The 16714-nt window shown below is 66.3% G+C and carries 19 protein-coding genes and 1 tRNA gene; 10 read left to right on the top strand and 10 right to left on the bottom strand.

Going from position 1 to position 16714, the window contains the following annotated elements:
* Window positions 1–89: 89 nt before the first annotated feature.
* Window positions 90–332 (bottom strand): hypothetical protein, encoded by a 243-nt coding sequence (locus tag F6X53_RS25800; RefSeq protein WP_151003726.1) that lies wholly within the window; start codon window positions 330–332, stop codon window positions 90–92.
* A 383-nt stretch (window positions 333–715) separates the two neighbouring features.
* On the opposite strand from F6X53_RS25800, the gene F6X53_RS25795 reads away from it, so the two are divergent.
* Window positions 716–907 (top strand): hypothetical protein, encoded by a 192-nt coding sequence (locus F6X53_RS25795; protein ID WP_151003724.1) that lies wholly within the window; start codon window positions 716–718, stop codon window positions 905–907.
* Window positions 908–1089: 182 nt separating this feature from the next.
* Here the strand turns inward: F6X53_RS25795 and F6X53_RS25790 are convergent, their stop codons facing one another.
* Window positions 1090–1452: a PAS domain-containing protein gene (locus F6X53_RS25790; RefSeq protein WP_238296263.1), complete on the bottom strand. Its 363-nt coding sequence runs from the start codon at window positions 1450–1452 to the stop codon at window positions 1090–1092.
* Window positions 1453–1672: 220 nt separating this feature from the next.
* On the opposite strand from F6X53_RS25790, the gene F6X53_RS25785 reads away from it, so the two are divergent.
* Together F6X53_RS25785 and F6X53_RS25780 are read left to right on the top strand one after the other, a co-directional pair.
* Complete coding sequence (locus F6X53_RS25785; protein WP_151003721.1) at window positions 1673–2125, top strand: BLUF domain-containing protein; 453 nt, start codon at window positions 1673–1675, stop codon at window positions 2123–2125.
* Window positions 2126–2167: 42 nt separating this feature from the next.
* A complete protein-coding gene (locus tag F6X53_RS25780) occupies window positions 2168–2635 on the top strand; it encodes a response regulator (protein ID WP_151003719.1) in 468 nt (155 codons plus the stop codon).
* On the opposite strand, the gene F6X53_RS32680 is transcribed toward F6X53_RS25780, so the two are convergent.
* From F6X53_RS32680 to F6X53_RS25770, 3 genes are all read right to left on the bottom strand, one after another.
* Window positions 2603–2779 (bottom strand): hypothetical protein, encoded by a 177-nt coding sequence (locus F6X53_RS32680; protein ID WP_191971004.1) that lies wholly within the window; start codon window positions 2777–2779, stop codon window positions 2603–2605. The genes F6X53_RS25780 and F6X53_RS32680 overlap by 33 nt on opposite strands.
* A gap of 171 nt (window positions 2780–2950) precedes the next feature.
* Window positions 2951–5965 (bottom strand): PAS domain S-box protein, encoded by a 3015-nt coding sequence (locus tag F6X53_RS25775; RefSeq protein WP_191971006.1) that lies wholly within the window; start codon window positions 5963–5965, stop codon window positions 2951–2953.
* A gap of 57 nt (window positions 5966–6022) precedes the next feature.
* Window positions 6023–6811 carry a Crp/Fnr family transcriptional regulator gene (locus F6X53_RS25770; protein WP_151003714.1) on the bottom strand — a complete coding sequence of 263 codons (789 nt, stop codon included), beginning with the start codon at window positions 6809–6811 and terminating at the stop codon, window positions 6023–6025.
* Between the two features lie 224 nt (window positions 6812–7035).
* Here F6X53_RS25770 and F6X53_RS25765 point away from each other — a divergent pair, with 224 nt between their 5' ends.
* Window positions 7036–7296: a DUF6894 family protein gene (locus F6X53_RS25765; RefSeq protein ID WP_151003712.1), complete on the top strand. Its 261-nt coding sequence runs from the start codon at window positions 7036–7038 to the stop codon at window positions 7294–7296.
* Between the two features lie 326 nt (window positions 7297–7622).
* Here F6X53_RS25765 and F6X53_RS25760 read toward each other — a convergent pair whose 3' ends face one another.
* Together F6X53_RS25760 and F6X53_RS25755 are read right to left on the bottom strand one after the other, a co-directional pair.
* A complete protein-coding gene (locus F6X53_RS25760) occupies window positions 7623–7997 on the bottom strand; it encodes a response regulator (RefSeq protein ID WP_151003710.1) in 375 nt (124 codons plus the stop codon).
* An 891-nt stretch (window positions 7998–8888) separates the two neighbouring features.
* A complete protein-coding gene (locus F6X53_RS25755) occupies window positions 8889–9152 on the bottom strand; it encodes a hypothetical protein (RefSeq protein ID WP_151003708.1) in 264 nt (87 codons plus the stop codon).
* Between the two features lie 40 nt (window positions 9153–9192).
* On the opposite strand from F6X53_RS25755, the gene F6X53_RS25750 reads away from it, so the two are divergent.
* Both F6X53_RS25750 and F6X53_RS25745 read left to right on the top strand, forming a co-directional pair.
* Complete coding sequence (locus tag F6X53_RS25750; protein WP_151003706.1) at window positions 9193–9654, top strand: hypothetical protein; 462 nt, start codon at window positions 9193–9195, stop codon at window positions 9652–9654.
* 384 nt (window positions 9655–10038) lie between these two features.
* Window positions 10039–10290 (top strand): hypothetical protein, encoded by a 252-nt coding sequence (locus F6X53_RS25745; protein ID WP_151003705.1) that lies wholly within the window; start codon window positions 10039–10041, stop codon window positions 10288–10290.
* A 296-nt stretch (window positions 10291–10586) separates the two neighbouring features.
* On the opposite strand, the gene F6X53_RS25740 is transcribed toward F6X53_RS25745, so the two are convergent.
* The 3 genes from F6X53_RS25740 to F6X53_RS25730 all read right to left on the bottom strand — a co-directional run bounded on the left by F6X53_RS25740 (window position 10587) and on the right by F6X53_RS25730 (window position 12185).
* Window positions 10587–10673: transfer RNA gene (locus F6X53_RS25740), tRNA-Leu, on the bottom strand.
* 46 nt (window positions 10674–10719) lie between these two features.
* Window positions 10720–11907, bottom strand: a complete 1188-nt coding sequence (locus F6X53_RS25735) for an FAD-dependent oxidoreductase (RefSeq protein ID WP_151003703.1) — start codon at window positions 11905–11907, stop codon at window positions 10720–10722.
* A gap of 20 nt (window positions 11908–11927) precedes the next feature.
* A complete protein-coding gene (locus F6X53_RS25730) occupies window positions 11928–12185 on the bottom strand; it encodes a zinc-finger domain-containing protein (RefSeq protein ID WP_151003701.1) in 258 nt (85 codons plus the stop codon).
* Between the two features lie 236 nt (window positions 12186–12421).
* Between F6X53_RS25730 and map the strand changes: the two genes are divergently transcribed.
* The 4 genes from map to F6X53_RS25710 all read left to right on the top strand — a co-directional run bounded on the left by map (window position 12422) and on the right by F6X53_RS25710 (window position 16638).
* Window positions 12422–13252, top strand: coding sequence for a type I methionyl aminopeptidase (gene map / locus F6X53_RS25725; RefSeq protein WP_151003698.1), 831 nt, complete (start codon window positions 12422–12424; stop codon window positions 13250–13252).
* 10 nt (window positions 13253–13262) lie between these two features.
* Window positions 13263–14006, top strand: a complete 744-nt coding sequence (gene radC, locus F6X53_RS25720; RefSeq protein ID WP_151003696.1) for a RadC family protein — start codon at window positions 13263–13265, stop codon at window positions 14004–14006.
* Window positions 14007–14161: 155 nt separating this feature from the next.
* Window positions 14162–15601, top strand: a complete 1440-nt coding sequence (locus F6X53_RS25715; protein WP_151003693.1) for a circularly permuted type 2 ATP-grasp protein — start codon at window positions 14162–14164, stop codon at window positions 15599–15601.
* Between the two features lie 92 nt (window positions 15602–15693).
* A complete protein-coding gene (locus F6X53_RS25710; RefSeq protein WP_151003692.1) occupies window positions 15694–16638 on the top strand; it encodes an alpha-E domain-containing protein in 945 nt (314 codons plus the stop codon).
* Window positions 16639–16714: the final 76 nt, after the last annotated feature.

Genomic DNA, 16714 nt, shown 5'->3' with positions numbered 1-16714 from the left:
GTATCATGTCCATCGGCCAGCGCGCCTGGGCCCATGAGTTCTGATCAGTGAGAGTTGGTATGAGGCGGTCCAACCGGCTTCAGTTCGGCTCAGTTGTTGGCGATCTGGGCATCACCGAGCCAAGCCAGAACCTCTTCGAGAGTGTCGAAGCGATGTTCGATCTCCGTGAAGGGCTGCGGCCTCTGCAAGGGCGGAAGATCGTCCAGCAACTCGGCGCGCCAATGCCTGACCTCCCCATCTGCGGTGATGTCGCGAACCACGCTACCCATGACAGTGCCATCGAGTAGCAGGTCGAAGCTGCCGGCTGCGAGTCGGTGAAGGGCGTAGGGCATCACGGACCTGTCATGCGCAGTAAAACGCCACATGGAAGCTGGTGGCGCAAAATGGTGCTTGTCGGCCGGCGGATAAAGGGGCTTAAAGCCTGCCACCCAAGGCATAAAAAAGGCCGCCCCGGTGAGGGAGCGGCCCGAAGTCTAGGGAGGAAACGCTCATGAAGAGCGCGCACCGCCGCGACGCCATCGCTGCGGTGCATGGCCGGCTTCTCACACACCAGTTCGCAGCACACAATCACCCGCTGGAATGCCCGGCATACCAGGGGCGCATGGACGGGGCAGGTGCGGTAACTTTCTGCGGCATGCCCGCGTTCACTCTTCCTGGGCCATGGAAGCTCGCCGTCCAGCGGCACCCTCCGGCTTGGTAGATTGAGGAAAACACCGTGCAGCTGATCGTCACCGGAACGCAGAACGGCCGACCCGTCTCCTTCCAGCGGCAGACACCCGATTTGGCCCTGGAGACAGCCCTGCACCTGCGGGACGAGGGTCTGGCTGAGGTGCACATCACCGACATCACAGGCCGGACCTATGGCCCCCACGAGTTCGCCGCCTGCTTCGTGCGTGCTGCCAGTTAGTCGGATCGCTCTGCCCGTCCTGATTGGGCTGACCGAGCGCTGTGGCCAAACTCAAGTGCATCCCGCGTGACATCAGGTGAACAGCCCCGGCTCTCCGTAGAGCGACAAGGGTTCTGATGCTGTCTCACCCAGCGGGCGGTATCGCCCCGCCCCACCCTGTGAAGGCCTGCCACGGCGGCGTACTACCTCCGCTCGAAGGCGATGAAGGCGGTCGGCTGCCCATCTGGCCCTCGGATTGGGCGCACGTCGATCTCGCACAGATAAGCCTCGCCAGCCTTTCGGTAGTTCTCCAGTACGCCGTGGAAGCGCCCCCCAGTCCGCAACTGGCGCGTGACCGCGCGTGCCGCCTGCCGGCTTGTGCCCGGCCCCTGCAGCCGTCGCGGCGCCTGACCCAGGATCTCCGCAACGGGGTAGCCACTCATCCGCGCGAAGGCCGAGTTGGCGTACAGGATCGTCGGGCCGGGCCGATCCAGATCGCCGTCGGTCACCAGCACAGCAAGATCGAGCGTTTCGGCAAACGGCCTGACGAGCTCCACGATGGTCATAGCATAAATTCTCCAAGACCTAAGCCTAAATCAGAGATCGTTGCCCGCTTCTCCTCAGAGGCATGCTCTTATGGCAGAATACTCACGCAGAAATTCAGGATGTCTTAGCGAGTCAAAGGGCACTCTGCCGGCATGACGAGTCGATGTAACGCCGCCGTCAGTGGCAGGTCTGCATAGCCGTCGGTGATTGCCCCAGTAACTCGCAGCAGGCGCGTCGCTCATGATCCATCAGCTCGTCTACTTCAGCCGCAACACGGTACCCGGTGGCGACCGCGCCATGCTGACGAACCTGCGCGAGATCGTCTCAGCTTCTCAGCGCAACAACAGCCGCGACGGGATCACCGGCTTCCTGATCTTCGACAAGACATGGTTCGTGCAGATCCTGGAGGGTGAGCGAGCCCGAGTGACGGAAACATACAACCGGATCGCGCGGGACACGCGCCACACGAGCACAACCATCATGAACGTGCGCGACGTTGAGGTGCGGCTGTTTCCCAACTGGACGATGGGCGGCGCGATGCGCACGCCCGAGATGCAGGAGGTTTACCTGCAGCACGGGATCGGCACCGAAATGGACCCTGCGCGGCTGAAGAGCACGCAGCTCGTGGCGCTTGCGCTGGATCTGCAAGCGTTTGAGCAGGCGAAGCGCCAGAGCCAGCGCCTGGCGGGCTGAAGGACGACGGAGCCGAGCCGGTTCGAGCAGGTTCTGCTGGCGATGATTGGAGCCCCGACCTTTCCAGATCTCGCCACCCTGGTGGATGAGAGGCTCTACATCCGCCGCATCGTGCGCGACATGCTGATGCGCACCGGCATTCGACGCGTTCTGGAGGCACCGGATGGAGCCGAGGCACTGGGCGTCCTTGCCGAGAGCAAGCCGGACCTGGTTGTCTTGGACTGGGACCTCGCCATCCTCTCCGGTGAGGAGTTCATTCGGCTTGCGCGGGACTTCAGCACCTCGCCGTGTTCCACGATCCCAATCGTCCTGATGATGGCTCAGCCCCGCAAGGACCGGGTGGAGCGAGCTGTGCGGCTCGGCGTAAACGAGATAATCGCCAAGCCGTTCTCGCCCAAGACGCTGTGGTCGCGCCTGGACGAGGTGATCAATCGGCCGCGCCCCTACACTCAGGTCAAGAACCTTCTGCAGCCCCGGTCACGCGAGCGACTGGGCACTCTCGCTGCCTAGTATCGACCTAGCTTCTGCCTCCAGGGCTGAGAAGCTGGCTTGATCATCCGTGCGCAGGAACAGCTCGCCGTTCCCTTTCACAAACCTCCCCTTCATGGCCGCCAGTTCGCTGGCTATGCCCTTCAGCTCCTCGATGTCCGTCACTGCGCGCTCACCGAGCCTTTGCCGCAGGATACCGCCAAGCCGAGCGTCTGTCGCGAAATTCCTGATTTTTGCGACAACCCGGCGAAGGAGGTGGTTCCGAAACGCCCAATTCGCGCAGGGCTGCTGACCCTCAACAGAAAGCGAAGCGCAAAACGAGCTAAGCCGTTACAGCTAGGCCGCGATCTCGCTGCGCTGCTCCTGCATCGAGGCCAGCGGCGCCTCCAGACGGCAGACCAGACCTGTGGGCGCGTAGGTCAGCTTCACCCCGCCACCGACCTCGGCTGCGAAGCTGCGCTCGATCAGCCGAGAGCCAAAGCCCTTGCGCGTTGGGGGCGCCTGCAGCCGCGGGCCGCCGTGCTCGGACCAGGTCAAGCAAAACCGGGGTTCATCAGCCTCGTGCACCACGTGCCAGCGCAGCTCAACTACGCCCGTCTCAATGGACAGCGCGCCGTACTTCGCCGCGTTGGTCGCCAGCTCATGAAGGGCCAGCGCGAGCGAGAGCGCCGGCTTGGCTCCGAGCAGCACGTTAGGTCCGTTGATCCGGATGCGCGAGGCCCCAGCCTGCTGATGCACGCTGAGCGAACCCTCGATTACCTCCGCGATGGGCGCGGCCGTCCAGCTCGACTGTGTGAGGATGTCGTGCGCGCGGCCCAGCGAGATCAACCGCGCGGCAAAGGCTTCGCGCGCCTCGTCGATGTCGGTTGCGTTGCGGAACGTCTGGCTGGCAATCGCCTGGACCAGCGCGAGGCTGTTCTTGACCCGGTGCTGCAGCTCGTTGGTGAGCAGCTTCTGGTGCTCCTCGGCGCGCTTGCGGGCGCTGATGTCGAGCATCGCGCCAATCATGCGCACAGCATGGCCGCGCTCGTCGCGCAGCACGTAGCCGCGATCGAGGATGTCAGCATAGGAGCCGTCAGCGCGCAGGAAGCGGTACTCGTCGCTCCAGTGCTCGGACCGGCCGTTGATCACGGCGTAGATGCCGGCCTTCACGCGGTCCCGGTCATCGGGGTGGATGTGTGACTTCCACCAGGAGCCGCTTGGGCCGACTTCGTCCGCGGCGTAGCCGAACAGGGTCTGCACCGCTTCGTTCCAGCGGATGTGGTCGCTGCCGAGGTTCCAGTCCCAAATTGCGTCATTGGTCGCGCGCGCGGCCAGGCGCAGGCGCTCTTCCGTCTCGCGCAGCTCCTGCTCGGCGCGCCGGCTAGCGCTAACGTCCCGGACAGTACCGATGAAGCGCACCGCGCGGCCGTTCTCGATGATCGCCTGCCCCTTGGCCGCCACCCAGCGCTCAATCCCATCCTCTAAGCCGATGGTGCGGTACTCGATGTCGTAGAGGCCTGTGTTGGCGGGATCGAGCACCGCCTGCACCGCGGCATCAACCCGGCTGCGGTCCTCCGGATGCAGTCCGTCCAGAAAAGTCTCGTAGCTGACAGGTGCGCCCGGCGGCAGGCCGAACAACGCCTGGGTGCGCACGTCCCAGCCCAGATCGCCGGTGACCAGGTCGTAGTCGAAGATGCCGATGTCCGTCGCCTCAATCGCCAGACGCAGCTTGTCCTGCGCCTTCAGCAAGGCGTCCTCGGTATGCTTGCGATCCTGGATGTCGGTGTTGCTGCCAAGCCAGCCGACCACCTGGCCGCCCTCGTCCACCAGCGGCTCGGCTCGGATCAGGAACCAGCGGTAAACACCGTCACGCCGACGCAGACGAGCTTCGGTGTCGTACAGCACGCCACGTGCTCGGGCATCATCCCAGATCCGCTGCAGGGGCGCGAGGTCGTCCGGATGGATCACGTCGGCCCAGCCCAGCGGCAGGGCCTGCTCTGCCGTCTGCCCGGTGTAGCTGTACCAGAAGTCATTGAGGTAGCTGAGACTGCCGTCTGGGTTGCCGAACCAGATGATCGCCGGGGCCAGCTCGGTCAGCGCTTCGAAGCGCTGCTCCGCCTGCTTGCGCTCGTGGATGTCCACCGCAATGCCGATCCAACTCTCGACGTGGCCGGCGGCATCGAAGACGGGTTTGCCGCGCGCCAGGAACCAGCGGTACTGGCCATCCGAGGCGCGGCGGAATGGGATCTCGACCTCGTAGGAGCCGAGGGCCTCGACGGCATGCTTCCAGACCCCGAGCACCCGATTTCGATGGCCGGGATGGATGACGCTGGCCCAGCCATCACCGCTGGTGTCGCCCGGGCTCAGCCCTGTGAACTCGTACCAGATCGGGTTGCAGTAGGTGATGTTGCCGTGTGCGTCGCTGAACCAGACCACCTGCGGGCTGACCTCGACGAGTGAGCGGAAGCGCAATTCACTGGCATTCCGCTCCGCCACGTCCAGGCGCTGCTGCGTGCGATCGCGCAGGATCTTCAGGAAGCCCTGGATCTCACCGTTCTCCGCCTTCAGCGGCATCAGCTCGCCATTGGCCCAGAACCGCACGCCATTCTTGCGCCGGTGCCAGCGCTCGTCGGGCGCACTGCCGTGCTCCAGCGCCAGACCCATCTCGATCTCGGGCCGGTTGGCTGCCCGGTCCTCCGGCGTGAAGAAGGCATGGGTCCGCTCGCCCAACATCTCCTTCTCAGTCCAGCCAAGAACGCGCTCGGCACCTGCGTTCCAGAGGGTGATCCGCCCACCGCAGTCCATTGCGATGATCGCGTAGTCGCTGGCGCTGTCGAGGATGCGCTCCTGCAGGAGTTGCTGCTCACGCTGCTCGCGCAGGGTGCGGCGCAGTTCCAGCTGCGCCATTGTCTGCCGTGCCAGACCTTTCAGGCTGCCCTGCTGGCGCGTGCTCAACTCGCGCGGCTTGGTGTCGAGCACACAGACCGTGCCGATCGGGTGGCCCTCGGCCGTCTTGACTAGAGCGCCGGCATAGAAGCGCACTCCCGGTTCGCCGGTGACCAGCGGGTTGCATTCGAAGCGCGGATCACGCGTGGCATCGGGCACGTACAGGAAGTCTTCCTGCAGAATGGCCTGCCGGCAGAACGCGGTGTCGAGCGGGGCCTCGCGCACGCCCAGACCGACTTCGGCCTTGAAGAACTGCCGCCCGTCAGCGATCAGGTTCACCGCGGCAATCGGCGTGCCGCAGATCTCGGCCGCCAGTTCGGCGATGCTGTCGAAATTTTCCTCGCGCGGCGTGTCGAGCACCTGATAGCGCGCGAGCGCCTCCAGCCGGGCCTGCTCGGTGGAGAGGTCAGACGGCCGGGTCATCACGATGCGAGGCCTAAGCCCTGATGATTGTTCCGTTCCACGCCGGTAAACACCCATTCAGACGGCATGGGCTACCTCTGCGTTGCGGGGGATGGGGTGCATCGCCACCAGCGTGCCGCTGTCGCTGTAGACCGCGCCCAACACGGCTTGGAAGTGCCGCTTGATCGCGGCGTGACACTCGCAAGCTGCTTTTTCCATCTCGACACGGTTACAGACGATGATGCGCCCGCGCCCGGCCTGGATCAGGCCCTGCTTCTGCAAGGTTTTGAGGGTGCGGGTCAGGTAGGTGCGCTGCACCCCCAGCAACTCGGCGAGCAGCTCGTGCGTGATCGGTAGAACGTCGCCACCAATTCGGTCCTGCAGGCTGAGGAGCCAGCGGGCGCAGCGCGCCTCGATCGGATGCACGGCGTTGCAGGCGACTGACTGCAAGACCTGAGCGAGCAGGCAGTCCGAGTAGCGTGTGAACAGGTTGCGGAGCGCGAGTGAGGCCTTCTTGGCCTCCTGCAGATGCACGGCATCCATGCGCAGCACTGGTCCGCCAATCTGCATCACAGCTCTACTGAAGGCTGGTAGGTAACCCTGGCTGACCACCCCACCGATTGCACCCTCGTGACCGACGGTGGCAGTCTCGACAGTGCGCCCGTCACGCATGGTGATCACCAGCGCTGCCACGCTCTGCCCGCACGGGAACGAGATGCAGGAGACCTTCTCGCCCACCTCAAACAGCACGTCTCCGCGCTGATGCTCCTTCAGTTCCAGATAGGGCACGAGGAGCGCGCGATCCTTCGCGCGCAGCGTCTCCAAGAGAAGGTTGCCGCTGGGGGAGAGTTCATGGGGAAAGGTCATGAAGGCAGCGGCAGCTTGTTCGATGGTAGTCTGGCACAATCACCCTACTGCAGCGCCTTGGCGGCTGTCTGTCTACAAGTGCACATTGGATGCAAAATCAGCCAGCCATTCATGCGCTGGTGATGAGAGCTGGCGTTCGCCGGAGTGAGCAACGCAACCAACCGCCTGGACAGGCTTTTTAGCTCCGGACGCCCGTCAGGCCCTTGCTGGATAAACCTCAACCCATGCCGCGCTATTTCATTGATTATGACGACGGCGGCCTGCGTCTGGCGGATGAGGAGGGGCAGGAGTTTGATGGCCTGCAAGCCGCGCGTGACGCGGCGATCGCTGCGTTGCCCGACGTGGGTCGGGAAGCCCCGCCGAAGGACGGACGGCGCCACTTCCTGGCGTATGTTCGCGATACCAACGGGCAGGTGCTCTGCACCGTCTCTCTGAACCTCGACGCTGAATGTCACCCCGAACCGCAGACCGGAAAGGCCGGCTGAGACGCCCAGCGCCGAGCGCTCGCCTGGCCCAGCCATTGCCGAACTCTCCAGCCATGGTTTGATCGCTGACGCCGAGCCGGGGCTTGTTGAACCAGTCGCACAGACTGTCGAGGCGGAAGCGCCAGATCATCCCGGGCGCAAAGTCGGCAACTTCGTGGAACTTGCTCCCATTCAGAGACGGCCCTGCTCCCGTAAAGGTGCCCGAACATCCGTTCCAGTTCTTATCCCCCACTGCTGAAGGACGCCTGGAAAAGCTGGGCTGTCGTGGCGCAGGAATTCGCTGGGTCGTGAGAACACTCTGACCTGCAGCCTGATGCTCCCTTTCTTCATGCGGCACCCTTGATCGCGTCGGCTAGCTGCGCCTCGTAGTACGGCTTGCGTAGGAACGGCACGTGGGGTGGGATCTCACCGGGCGTCGCATAGCAGCGTCCAGATGCGACAACGACACGGATCATGGGCCAGCGCGAGGCGACATGGCGCGCCAGGGCAAAGCCGTTCATCGACCCCGGCATCTCCACGTCGGTGAACACCAGGCTGATGTCAGCCCGGCCCTCTAGGATCTGCAGGGCCGCATCCGCTGTCGCGGCCTCGAGCACAGCGAAGCCGGCTTCCTCCAGCATGTCCATGGCCATCATGCGCACGAGGTCCTCGTCTTCGACCACCAGAGCGACGGGGGCGGATACAGCGCCGTTCAACGACATGCGGGCATACGGTTAAGCCTTAGTGAGGTCCCTACTCAGCGGGGGGCCTCTTAGGCGAGGACACTGGTCAAGGAAAGCGTGACAATAAGGGAAAAATACGTGGTCTCTTGCCCTCAGAAGCAGCGCGCCGCCGGAGGCCCCCAGCTTGCGCTACCCACCGCCACTCAATGGGCGCGGCCGGTTTGCCGCGCAGTCCCGCTCTTTGGTGTGATGCTGACGGATAGCCATCCGGACCGCGTCGGCTAACCCGTTCGTGTCCGTCGCGGGGCAACTCAAAAGTCAGCTCGCTGAGTTCCCGGGCGCAGCCTTCCTCAGCGATGATGTCGTTCAGGGTTGCATGGAGGAGCTGCCTGAGTGCCTCGCGCACGCGCGCAATCAGGCGATACGAGCGCGCGGCTCGAATAGCGTTAACGCGACCTTAGCTGAACGGCTGCAAACTTGACCGCAGGTTCGGGCCTTCGTCCCGCGCAGTCTGATGGCGGGGCTGGAGCACGGCATGCCCGACAAGCCGGGGAATAATGACCGGGGGTGGCAAGGGCCTCACCGTCCGATGCTGAAGGCGGCCATCCGCCTAGGCCTCGGTCGCCAGTTACAGAAGCTCTACGCCCCTGTGCTTGAGGAGCCCCAGAGCACCCGCATCGCTCAGCTCCTGCAGCAGCTCGACGCGGGTAAGCCGCCACAGGTTTGAGAAGCAGCGGCAATGCGGATCAGGGTTTCGCAATGGCGAAGCCGTAAAAACGCGGGCAAGTGCCCAAGACACAAAGTTCTTGAATTTCGGAAGCCGGCGCTCTTCAGGTTCCGTAATATCCAATCTCAGAACGGCGCTGCTCACGTCGGGCTGCCAGTCATAGCTGTCCCGCCCAACCCTTCCGAAGCTCGCGCGGCCGACGCCTACTGAAACTGGCGTACGATCTCGCGGTGTCTGCGCTCCAGGTGCAGTTCGATCAGTTCGAACAAGCCGCCGCGATTGCGAGCGCGATGCTCCGGCAATGCGAGTTCGTGGAACAGGGCATCCATCGCAGCCAGACGCGCTTGGATGCCTTGGAACTGGGTTAGGTAGGCATCTACCGCTCGCTCAGCCTCGATGATGGTTCCAGGCTTGTAAGAAGCTGCCAATGCGAGGAGTGAGAGCACGGTGTCGTCGAGCAGAGTCATACGGCTAGTAGCGCTGTGTGCTCCTCAACGGTTCCGGTACGTGGATATCGCCCTTCCGCTGTGGTGCACGGCCTGCGGCGGCAAGCGGATCGAGACGTACCCGGATTGGTTGGTCCGGGGCTGTGAGCGGGAGCAGCTCCATACTGGAACTTACGCGAAGGAAATCGCGCTGATTATGCGAATGCTCCCGGCAACGAGCCTGCAACCACGTCTGCACTACGCTGCGTCTGAGATGGCCGGCAGGGGGTTGGGGTGGCTCGATGGAACGAGATTGGATCTTGGCGACCGGGGCTGTCCTGTTATCCGCTTCGGCCGTGGCGAGCGCCGAGGCTTATTACCCACGGGACCCTCGCGCCGGCCGGGTCTCGTCACGGTCGCCCTCGCGGCCATGCATGCTGCAGATCCGGACCGGCAGAGCCTCCGCGAGCTGCGCCAAGCCATCGCCGACCGGATCGAGAACGACATCGCCTTATTAGATCGGCTCGATGGGAGGCGCGCATGAGTGGCCCCGCATCCCGTCGCGGCTTTCTTCGCGGCCTCGCACGCCTTCCACTCGTCGGTGGAGGAATCACTCACATCGGCGCCCCTACCGCTGTCGCCGAACCCGTCACTCACGAACTTCTCGACAGTTACGAAACCTGGCTCGCGATGGAGCGGCGCTATCTGAAATGGGAGCGCGGCCGGAAGGGAGGGCAGAGCGACTATGGCCCTGGTTTTCGCTGCGTCTGGTACGACGAAAAGCGAGATCAGGTGTTCGACTATCTGCCGGTCGCCAACGGGGGCGGTGGGTACCACGCATCTGACGACCCGGCCGTGCAAGCGCAGCCCTCATCCCGTGCCGCCCTCGTTTTGAGCCCCTCCGCTGCGACTGGCGGAGGGCCGAGTTATGAGTGCGAGCCGTCGCGAGGAAGTCGCTTCCATCGTCACCGACATGGAGATGGACGTGTACAAAATACGCTCTTGGGCGCTAGCTCTGCAGACCATGGGCTCCGCTCGAGGCCTCCTTGATCCCAGCGGGGTCGACGTCATGGGCGATGCGCTCAAAGAACTCGCAGAGCGCATCATTCTTGATTGGGATCGCCTCTTCCAGCTGGAGAACGAATCGGCGTGTGAGGCGGGAGCGGACCCATGCGCCTAATCCTTGCTCGGGTTGCCCTCGCGCACGCCCGCTGGGCCATGGCCGAGATGCGGCTCTCGCTGTTGCTCGGTCGATGGTCTGGGGCTGCTCTCGACCGAGGGTAATCGCGTATGAGAGTGGCGCAAACTTGGGCAGATCGAGCCTGCTTGCCCGCCGGAGCTTCGCCGGCAGCTGAGTCTTTTCCGACCCAGGTGCTCACAAACCCGTGAGCCCAATCTCCTAAGCGACTGGTCGCGCTGTTACCCTCAGCGTTACCCCAGCCGCTTCAGCCTGAACCCCGAAACCGAACTAAGTGTTGGTGCGGACGGCGGGACTCGAACCCGCACAGCCTCACGGCCGCAAGATTTTAAGTCTCGTGCGTCTACCGGTTTCGCCACGTCCGCATCCGTCCCTGCGGTAGCGAGAGCGGCTGCGTAGATCAAGCGCGGCTCAGCGGGTCTCGGGCGTCCAGCCATAGAGCCAGGCATAGCGCTCGCGCATGCGGTCGGGCCCGAGGCGGCGCATCACGGCGTTGCGCACGAAGGCCGTGATGCCCCGCGCGTGGTAGGTGCGCCCGTTCTGGCGCGCCGCCCGCTGGACCCTTCGGGCCCGGCGCGTGCGGGCGCCCGTATAGGCCGCGAGCGCGCCCGACACGTCCGCGACGGACAGGCACCGGGTGAGCACCGCGGCGTCCTCGATCGCCAGGGCGGCGCCCTGAGCCAGGAACGGCAGGACCGGATGCGCCGCATCGCCCAGCAGCGCGACGCGGCCCCGCGCCATCGGGCGGGCGACGCGCCGCTCGACGAGGGACCAGACCAGCCAGGAATCCGGCAGGCCGAGAAGCTCGGCCAGGGGCGGCGCCGCATCGCGAAAATGCGCCCGCAGCACCGCGGGCTCGCCGAGGCGGCCCCAATCCTCGTCGCCCTGGCGCTCGGGCACGATCGCCACGACGTTGAGGCGCTGCCCGCCGAGGATCGGGTAATGCACCACGTGCCGGCCGCGCCCGAGCCAGAGCCCCGTCGCCTCCCCCTGCAAGTCGGCGGGCACCGCCTCGCGCGGCACCACCGCCCGCCACGCGCCCATGCGGCCGGGGGAGAGCGGGCGCGCATCGAGGTGCTGGCGGATGCGCGAGCGCAGGCCGTCGGCGCCGATGACGAGATCGCCCGTCAGAGTCTCGCTGCGCCCGCCATTGCCGCTCGCGAGGGTCAGGGCGATGGAAGCATCGGTCTCGGACAGGCCGCTGACGTCGCGCCCGACGAGCAGGCGGATGCCCGGCCGGGCCCGGACCGCGTCGAGGAGGAGCGTCTGCAGGTCGGCCCGGTGGATGACGTAGTAGGGCGCGCCGTAGGCCTCGCGGGCCGTGGTCCCGAGGGTGACGCCGCCGATGCGCCGTCCCGAATCGAGGGCGCGCACGATCACGCCCGGCGGCTCGGAGGCGGCCCGGCGCAGGGCCGCGCCGAGGCCGAGGCCGATCAGGACCCGGCTCGCATTCGGCGAGAGCTGGAGCCCGGCGCCGACCTCGCTGAAGCCGGTGCGGCGCTCGACCAGCGTCACCCTGTGGCCGGCGGCGTTGAGGGCGAGCGCGGCCGTCAGGCCGCCGATCCCGGCCCCGACGATGACGATATCGAGGGCGCTCACGGCGCGCGGCGAGCCCGGCCCTACTCAGCCGCGGCCTTGGCGCGATCGTTCCAGACGCAGGTCTCGGGGTCGGCATGGCCCGCCTTCAGGCTCGGCCGATAGCGGTAGAGGGTGGAGCAGTACTGGCAGATGATCTCGTGATCGGCGCCCATGTCGAGGAAGACGTGGGGGTGGTCGAAGGGCGGCAGCGCCCCGATGCACATGAACTCGCGCGAGCCCACATGGATCACCGCCACGCCGATATCGTTGTGGAAGTGCGGTACCGCCTTGTCAGCCATCGCGCCGTCCTGCCTTCCCGGGGCGCGGGCTCGTCGGCGCCGCGCAGGGTCCATCGTGGGTGCATCGTATCCGGGCCCGGGCTCTGGCGCCACGGGCGGCCCAGGCTCTAGCCGCTCGCGCGGCGCAATCCTAGTGCGCGTCCGGCCGCGTCGGGTCCGCCGGCGGGTTGGCGTCACCGCGCCCGCACCGTACATAGGGGCTGAACCAAGCCGGTTTCACGAAGACTCCCGATTCCATGACCCAGCAAGACCAAGCGTCCGTGCAGGGCGCGCGCCGCGCCCCCGAGCCGCCGATCCACGGCCCGGCGGATTTCGAGGGCATGCGCCGCGCCGGCCGCCTCACCGCCGAGGCCCTCGACCTCCTGATGGCGGCGACCCAGCCCGGCGTGACGACGGAGCATCTCGACGCCCTCGTCTACACCTTCGCGATGGACCACGGCGCCTACCCGGCCTCGCTGTTCTACCGGGGCTACCCGAAATCGATCTGCACCTCGATCAACCACGTGGTCTGCCACGGCATCCCGAACGACAAGCCGCTGCGCGAGGGCGACATCATCAACCTCGACATCTGCCTGATCCTCGATGGCTGGCACGGCGATTCGAGCCGGATGGCCTATGTGGGCGAGGTGCCGCGCAAGGCGCAGCGCCTCTGCGAGATCACCTACGAGGCGCTGATGCGCGGCATCGCGGCGATCAAGCCTGGCGGCTCGACGAATGACATCGGCCGGGCGATCCAGAGCTTCGCCGAAGCCGAGCGCTGCTCCGTCGTGCGCGATTTCTGCGGCCACGGGCTCGGGCGCATCTACCACGACGCGCCCACCATCCTGCACTATGTCGAGCCGAGCTACGACGTGCCCCTGAAGCCCGGCCAGTTCTTCACCGTGGAGCCGATGATCAATCTCGGGCGGCCGGCCGTGAAGGTGCTCTCCGACGGCTGGACGGCGGTGACCCGCGACCGCTCGCTCTCGGCCCAGTTCGAGCACACCGTCGCGGTGACGGAGACGGGCGTCGAGATCTTCACAGCCTCGCCCAAGGGCTACCACCAGCCGTCGAACCTTCCGGCCTGAGGCCGCGTCGGTGCGGCGGCCGGAGCCGGAACCCGATCTCCTCGCCGGGGCCGACGCTCCGGCCGCGCCCGAGCCCGGGGAGGCGCCGCATTATCTCGGCCACCGCGACCGCCTGCGCGCCCGCTTCGCGCAAGGGGGCGCGGACGCGTTGCCGGATTACGAGCTTCTGGAACTGGCCCTGTTCCGGGCGATTCCCCGCCGGGACGTGAAGCCCCTGGCCAAGGGGCTGATCCGCCGCTTCGGGAGCTTTGCCGAGGTGATCAGCGCCGAGCCCGCCCGCCTCGCCGAGGTCGAGGGCATGAGCGCCGGCATCGTGGCGGACCTGAAGCTGATCGAGGCGGCGGGACACCGGCTCGCCCGCGGGGCCATCGCGGAGCGCCCACTCCTGTCCTCCTGGGGCGCCGTGCTGGAATATTGCCGGGCCACCATGGCGTTCTCGCCCCGCGAGCAGTTCCGCATCCTGTTCCTCGACAAGCGCAATCACCTCATCGCTGACGAGGTGCAGGGCCGGGGCACCGTCGACCACACCCCGGTCTATCCGCGCGAGGTGGCGCGGCGCTCGCTGGAACTCTCCGCCACCGCCATCATCCTGGCCCACAACCACCCGTCCGGCGACCCGACGCCCTCCTCCGCCGACGTGAAGATGACGCGCGAGGTTACCGCCGTCCTCGCGCCCCTCGGCATCGTGGTTCACGATCACATCATCCTGGGCCGCAACGGCCACGCCAGCCTCAAGGGCCTGAAACTCATCTGAGGACCGGCGGACCCGACATGGCCCGCCGTAGCCGGGTGATCCCGAGGCCTCCGCCGCGGCGGTGTCGCGATCACCCGCACGTCATGTCGGGGCCCGTCTTTGCCTTTGCGTGGCGCGCCTCTTGCCTCTAGCGTGAGATGTCAGGGAGGCGGGCAATGGCGGGCGTGGCGTTCGACGAGATGACGGGCCTGGACGGCTCTGGGCTCAGTCCCGCGGCGGTTCGCGAGGCCTATGGCCAGCTCAAGGCTTGGCTCGACGCGACGCCCCCGGAACATTTCAACACCCGCCGCAGCCAGGCCGAGCTCCTGTTCCGGCGCATCGGCATCACCTTCGCGGTCTACGGCGACAACGAATCCACCGAGCGCCTGATCCCGTTCGACATCATCCCGCGGGTGCTGACGAAGCCCGAATGGGGCTTCCTGGAGCGCGGCCTCAAGCAGCGCGTCACCGCGATCAACGCCTTCCTGCGCGACATCTACGGGGCGCAGGAATGCATCAAGGCCGGCATCATCCCGGCCGACCTCGTCTACCGCAACGCCCATTACCGGATGGAGATGCGCGCCTTCCGGGTGCCGCACGACCTCTATGTCCACGTGGCCGGGATCGACATCGTCCGCACCGGCGAGAACGACTTCTTCGTGCTGGAGGACAATGCCCGCATCCCGTCGGGCGTCTCCTACATGCTGGAGAACCGGGAGGTGATGCTGCGCCTGTTCCCGGATCTGTTCTCCCGCCACCGGGTCGCCCCGGTCGAGAACTACCCGGACGCGCTGCTGGCGACCCTGCGCAGCCTCGCGCCCACGACCGCGACGCGCGATCCGACCGTCGTGCTGCTCACGCCCGGCCGCTACAATTCGGCCTTCTACGAGCACTCGTTCCTGGCCGACAAGCTCGGCGTCGAACTGGTCGAGGCCTCCGACCTCTTCACCAAGGACGACGTCGTCTACATGCGCACCACCGAGGGGCCGCGCCGGGTCGACGTGGTCTATCGCCGCCTCGACGACGACTTCCTCGACCCGCTGGTCTTCCGGCCCGATTCGGTGCTCGGCGTGCCCGGCCTGATGAACGCCTACGAGCGCGGGACCGTGACGCTGGCCAACGCCGTCGGCACCGGCATCTCGGACGACAAGGCGGTCTACAGCTACATGCCGGAGATCGTGAAGTTCTTCACCGGCGAGGAGCCGGTCCTGCACAACGTGCCGACCTATCGCTGCCGCGAGAAGGAGGCGTTCAGCTACGTCATGGACAACCTGCACGAACTCGTCGTGAAGGAGGTCAACGGCTCCGGCGGCTACGGCATGCTTGTCGGCCCGCACGCGACGAAGCGCGAGATCGAGGAGTTCGGCCGGCGGCTGCGCCACGCGCCCGAGGGCTTCGTCGCCCAGCCGACCCTGTCGCTCTCCACCTGCCCGACCTTCGTGGCCTCCGGCGTCGCGCCCCGGCACGTCGACCTGCGGCCCTTCGTGCTCTGCGGCGCCGACGAGATCCGGATCGTGCCGGGCGGCCTCACCCGCGTGGCCCTGAAGGAAGGCTCGCTCGTGGTGAATTCGAGCCAGGGCGGCGGCACCAAGGACACCTGGGTCCTCGATGCCTGAGCGCCCGCCTCAAAATTCGGCAGGCTAACCTGCCTCGATCCGAGGCATTCCCTCATTTCGGTCGCGGCCGAAGCGTTCGTAGCGAAGTGCCCATGCTGTCCAGGACCGCCGACAACCTCTACTGGCTCTCGCGCTACGTCGAGCGCGCCGAGTTCGTGGCCCGCATCCTCGACGCGGCGCACCGGCTCGCCTCCCTGCCGAGCGCCTATGGCGGCGGCGAGACCAATGAATGGGCCTCGGCCCTCGCCTCGGCCGGCGACACCGCGGTGTTCAAGCCCCTCTATGACGGGATCAACGCCGACACGGTCAGCAACTTCCTGGCCTTCAGCCCGCACAACCCCTCCTCGATCCGGAGCTGCATCGAGACCGCCCGCGAGAATGCCCGCAGCGTCCGCACCGCCCTCACCACCGAGATGTGGGACACGATCAACGGCGCCTGGCTCGAATTGCGCAATTACGAGGGCCGGGACCTCAACCGGGAGGAGTTCTCGCGCTTCCTCGACTGGGTGAAGGGCATCTCGCTGACCTTCGACGGCTCGGCCTACCGGACGATGCTGCGCAACGATGCCTATTGGTTCACGCGGCTCGGCACCGCCATCGAGCGGGCCGACAACACCGCCCGCATCCTCGACGTGAAGTACCAGATCCTGCTCCCGGCCTCCGAGAAGGTCGGCGGCAGCCTCGATTACTTCCAGTGGACCACGATCCTGCGCGAGGTCTCGGCCTTCAACGCCTATCACTGGGTCTACCGCGAGAGCATCAAGCCGCTGCTGGTGGCCGACCTGCTGATCCTGAACCGGCAGATGCCGCGCTCCTTCACCAATTGCTACGGGGTGCTGGTGGAGCATCTCGACCTCATCGCCGACGCCTATGGCCGGCGCGGCGCCAGCCAGCGGCTGGCCGGCAACCTGCTGGCGCGGCTGGAGGGCGACGATATCGACCGGGTCTTCGCCTCGGGCCTGCACGAATTCGTCAGCGCCTTCATCGAGGAGAACGGCCGGGTCGGCGAGGCGATCATCGCCCAGTACCTTGTCTGACCAGGACGCCTTGTCGAGCCTCCGGGCCCGCGGCTACCCTCGACGACCTCGCGATTCCGCGACGCGTGAGCGCTGC

This window comes from Methylobacterium soli (assembly GCF_008806385.1).
Taxonomy (GTDB): domain Bacteria; phylum Pseudomonadota; class Alphaproteobacteria; order Rhizobiales; family Beijerinckiaceae; genus Methylobacterium; species Methylobacterium soli.
The sequence above is the reverse complement of the archived record's forward strand: the minus strand, read 5'-3'. Positions and strand labels throughout refer to the sequence as shown.

Coding starts and splice junctions, on each gene's coding strand:
- F6X53_RS25785 (WP_151003721.1), top strand. CDS start 1,673: ATGATCCATCAGCTCGTCTACTTCAGCCGCAACACGGTACCCGGTGGC.
- F6X53_RS25790 (WP_238296263.1), bottom strand. CDS start 1,452: ATGACCATCGTGGAGCTCGTCAGGCCGTTTGCCGAAACGCTCGATCTT.
- F6X53_RS25760 (WP_151003710.1), bottom strand. CDS start 7,997: ATGTCGTTGAACGGCGCTGTATCCGCCCCCGTCGCTCTGGTGGTCGAA.
- F6X53_RS25730 (WP_151003701.1), bottom strand. CDS start 12,185: ATGGCTGACAAGGCGGTACCGCACTTCCACAACGATATCGGCGTGGCG.
- F6X53_RS25780 (WP_151003719.1), top strand. CDS start 2,168: ATGATTGGAGCCCCGACCTTTCCAGATCTCGCCACCCTGGTGGATGAG.
- F6X53_RS25710 (WP_151003692.1), top strand. CDS start 15,694: ATGCTGTCCAGGACCGCCGACAACCTCTACTGGCTCTCGCGCTACGTC.
- F6X53_RS25770 (WP_151003714.1), bottom strand. CDS start 6,811: ATGACCTTTCCCCATGAACTCTCCCCCAGCGGCAACCTTCTCTTGGAG.
- map (WP_151003698.1), top strand. CDS start 12,422: ATGACCCAGCAAGACCAAGCGTCCGTGCAGGGCGCGCGCCGCGCCCCC.
- F6X53_RS25765 (WP_151003712.1), top strand. CDS start 7,036: ATGCCGCGCTATTTCATTGATTATGACGACGGCGGCCTGCGTCTGGCG.
- F6X53_RS25745 (WP_151003705.1), top strand. CDS start 10,039: ATGAGTGCGAGCCGTCGCGAGGAAGTCGCTTCCATCGTCACCGACATG.
- F6X53_RS25715 (WP_151003693.1), top strand. CDS start 14,162: ATGGCGGGCGTGGCGTTCGACGAGATGACGGGCCTGGACGGCTCTGGG.
- F6X53_RS25800 (WP_151003726.1), bottom strand. CDS start 332: ATGCCCTACGCCCTTCACCGACTCGCAGCCGGCAGCTTCGACCTGCTA.
- F6X53_RS25755 (WP_151003708.1), bottom strand. CDS start 9,152: ATGACTCTGCTCGACGACACCGTGCTCTCACTCCTCGCATTGGCAGCT.
- F6X53_RS25775 (WP_191971006.1), bottom strand. CDS start 5,965: ATGACCCGGCCGTCTGACCTCTCCACCGAGCAGGCCCGGCTGGAGGCG.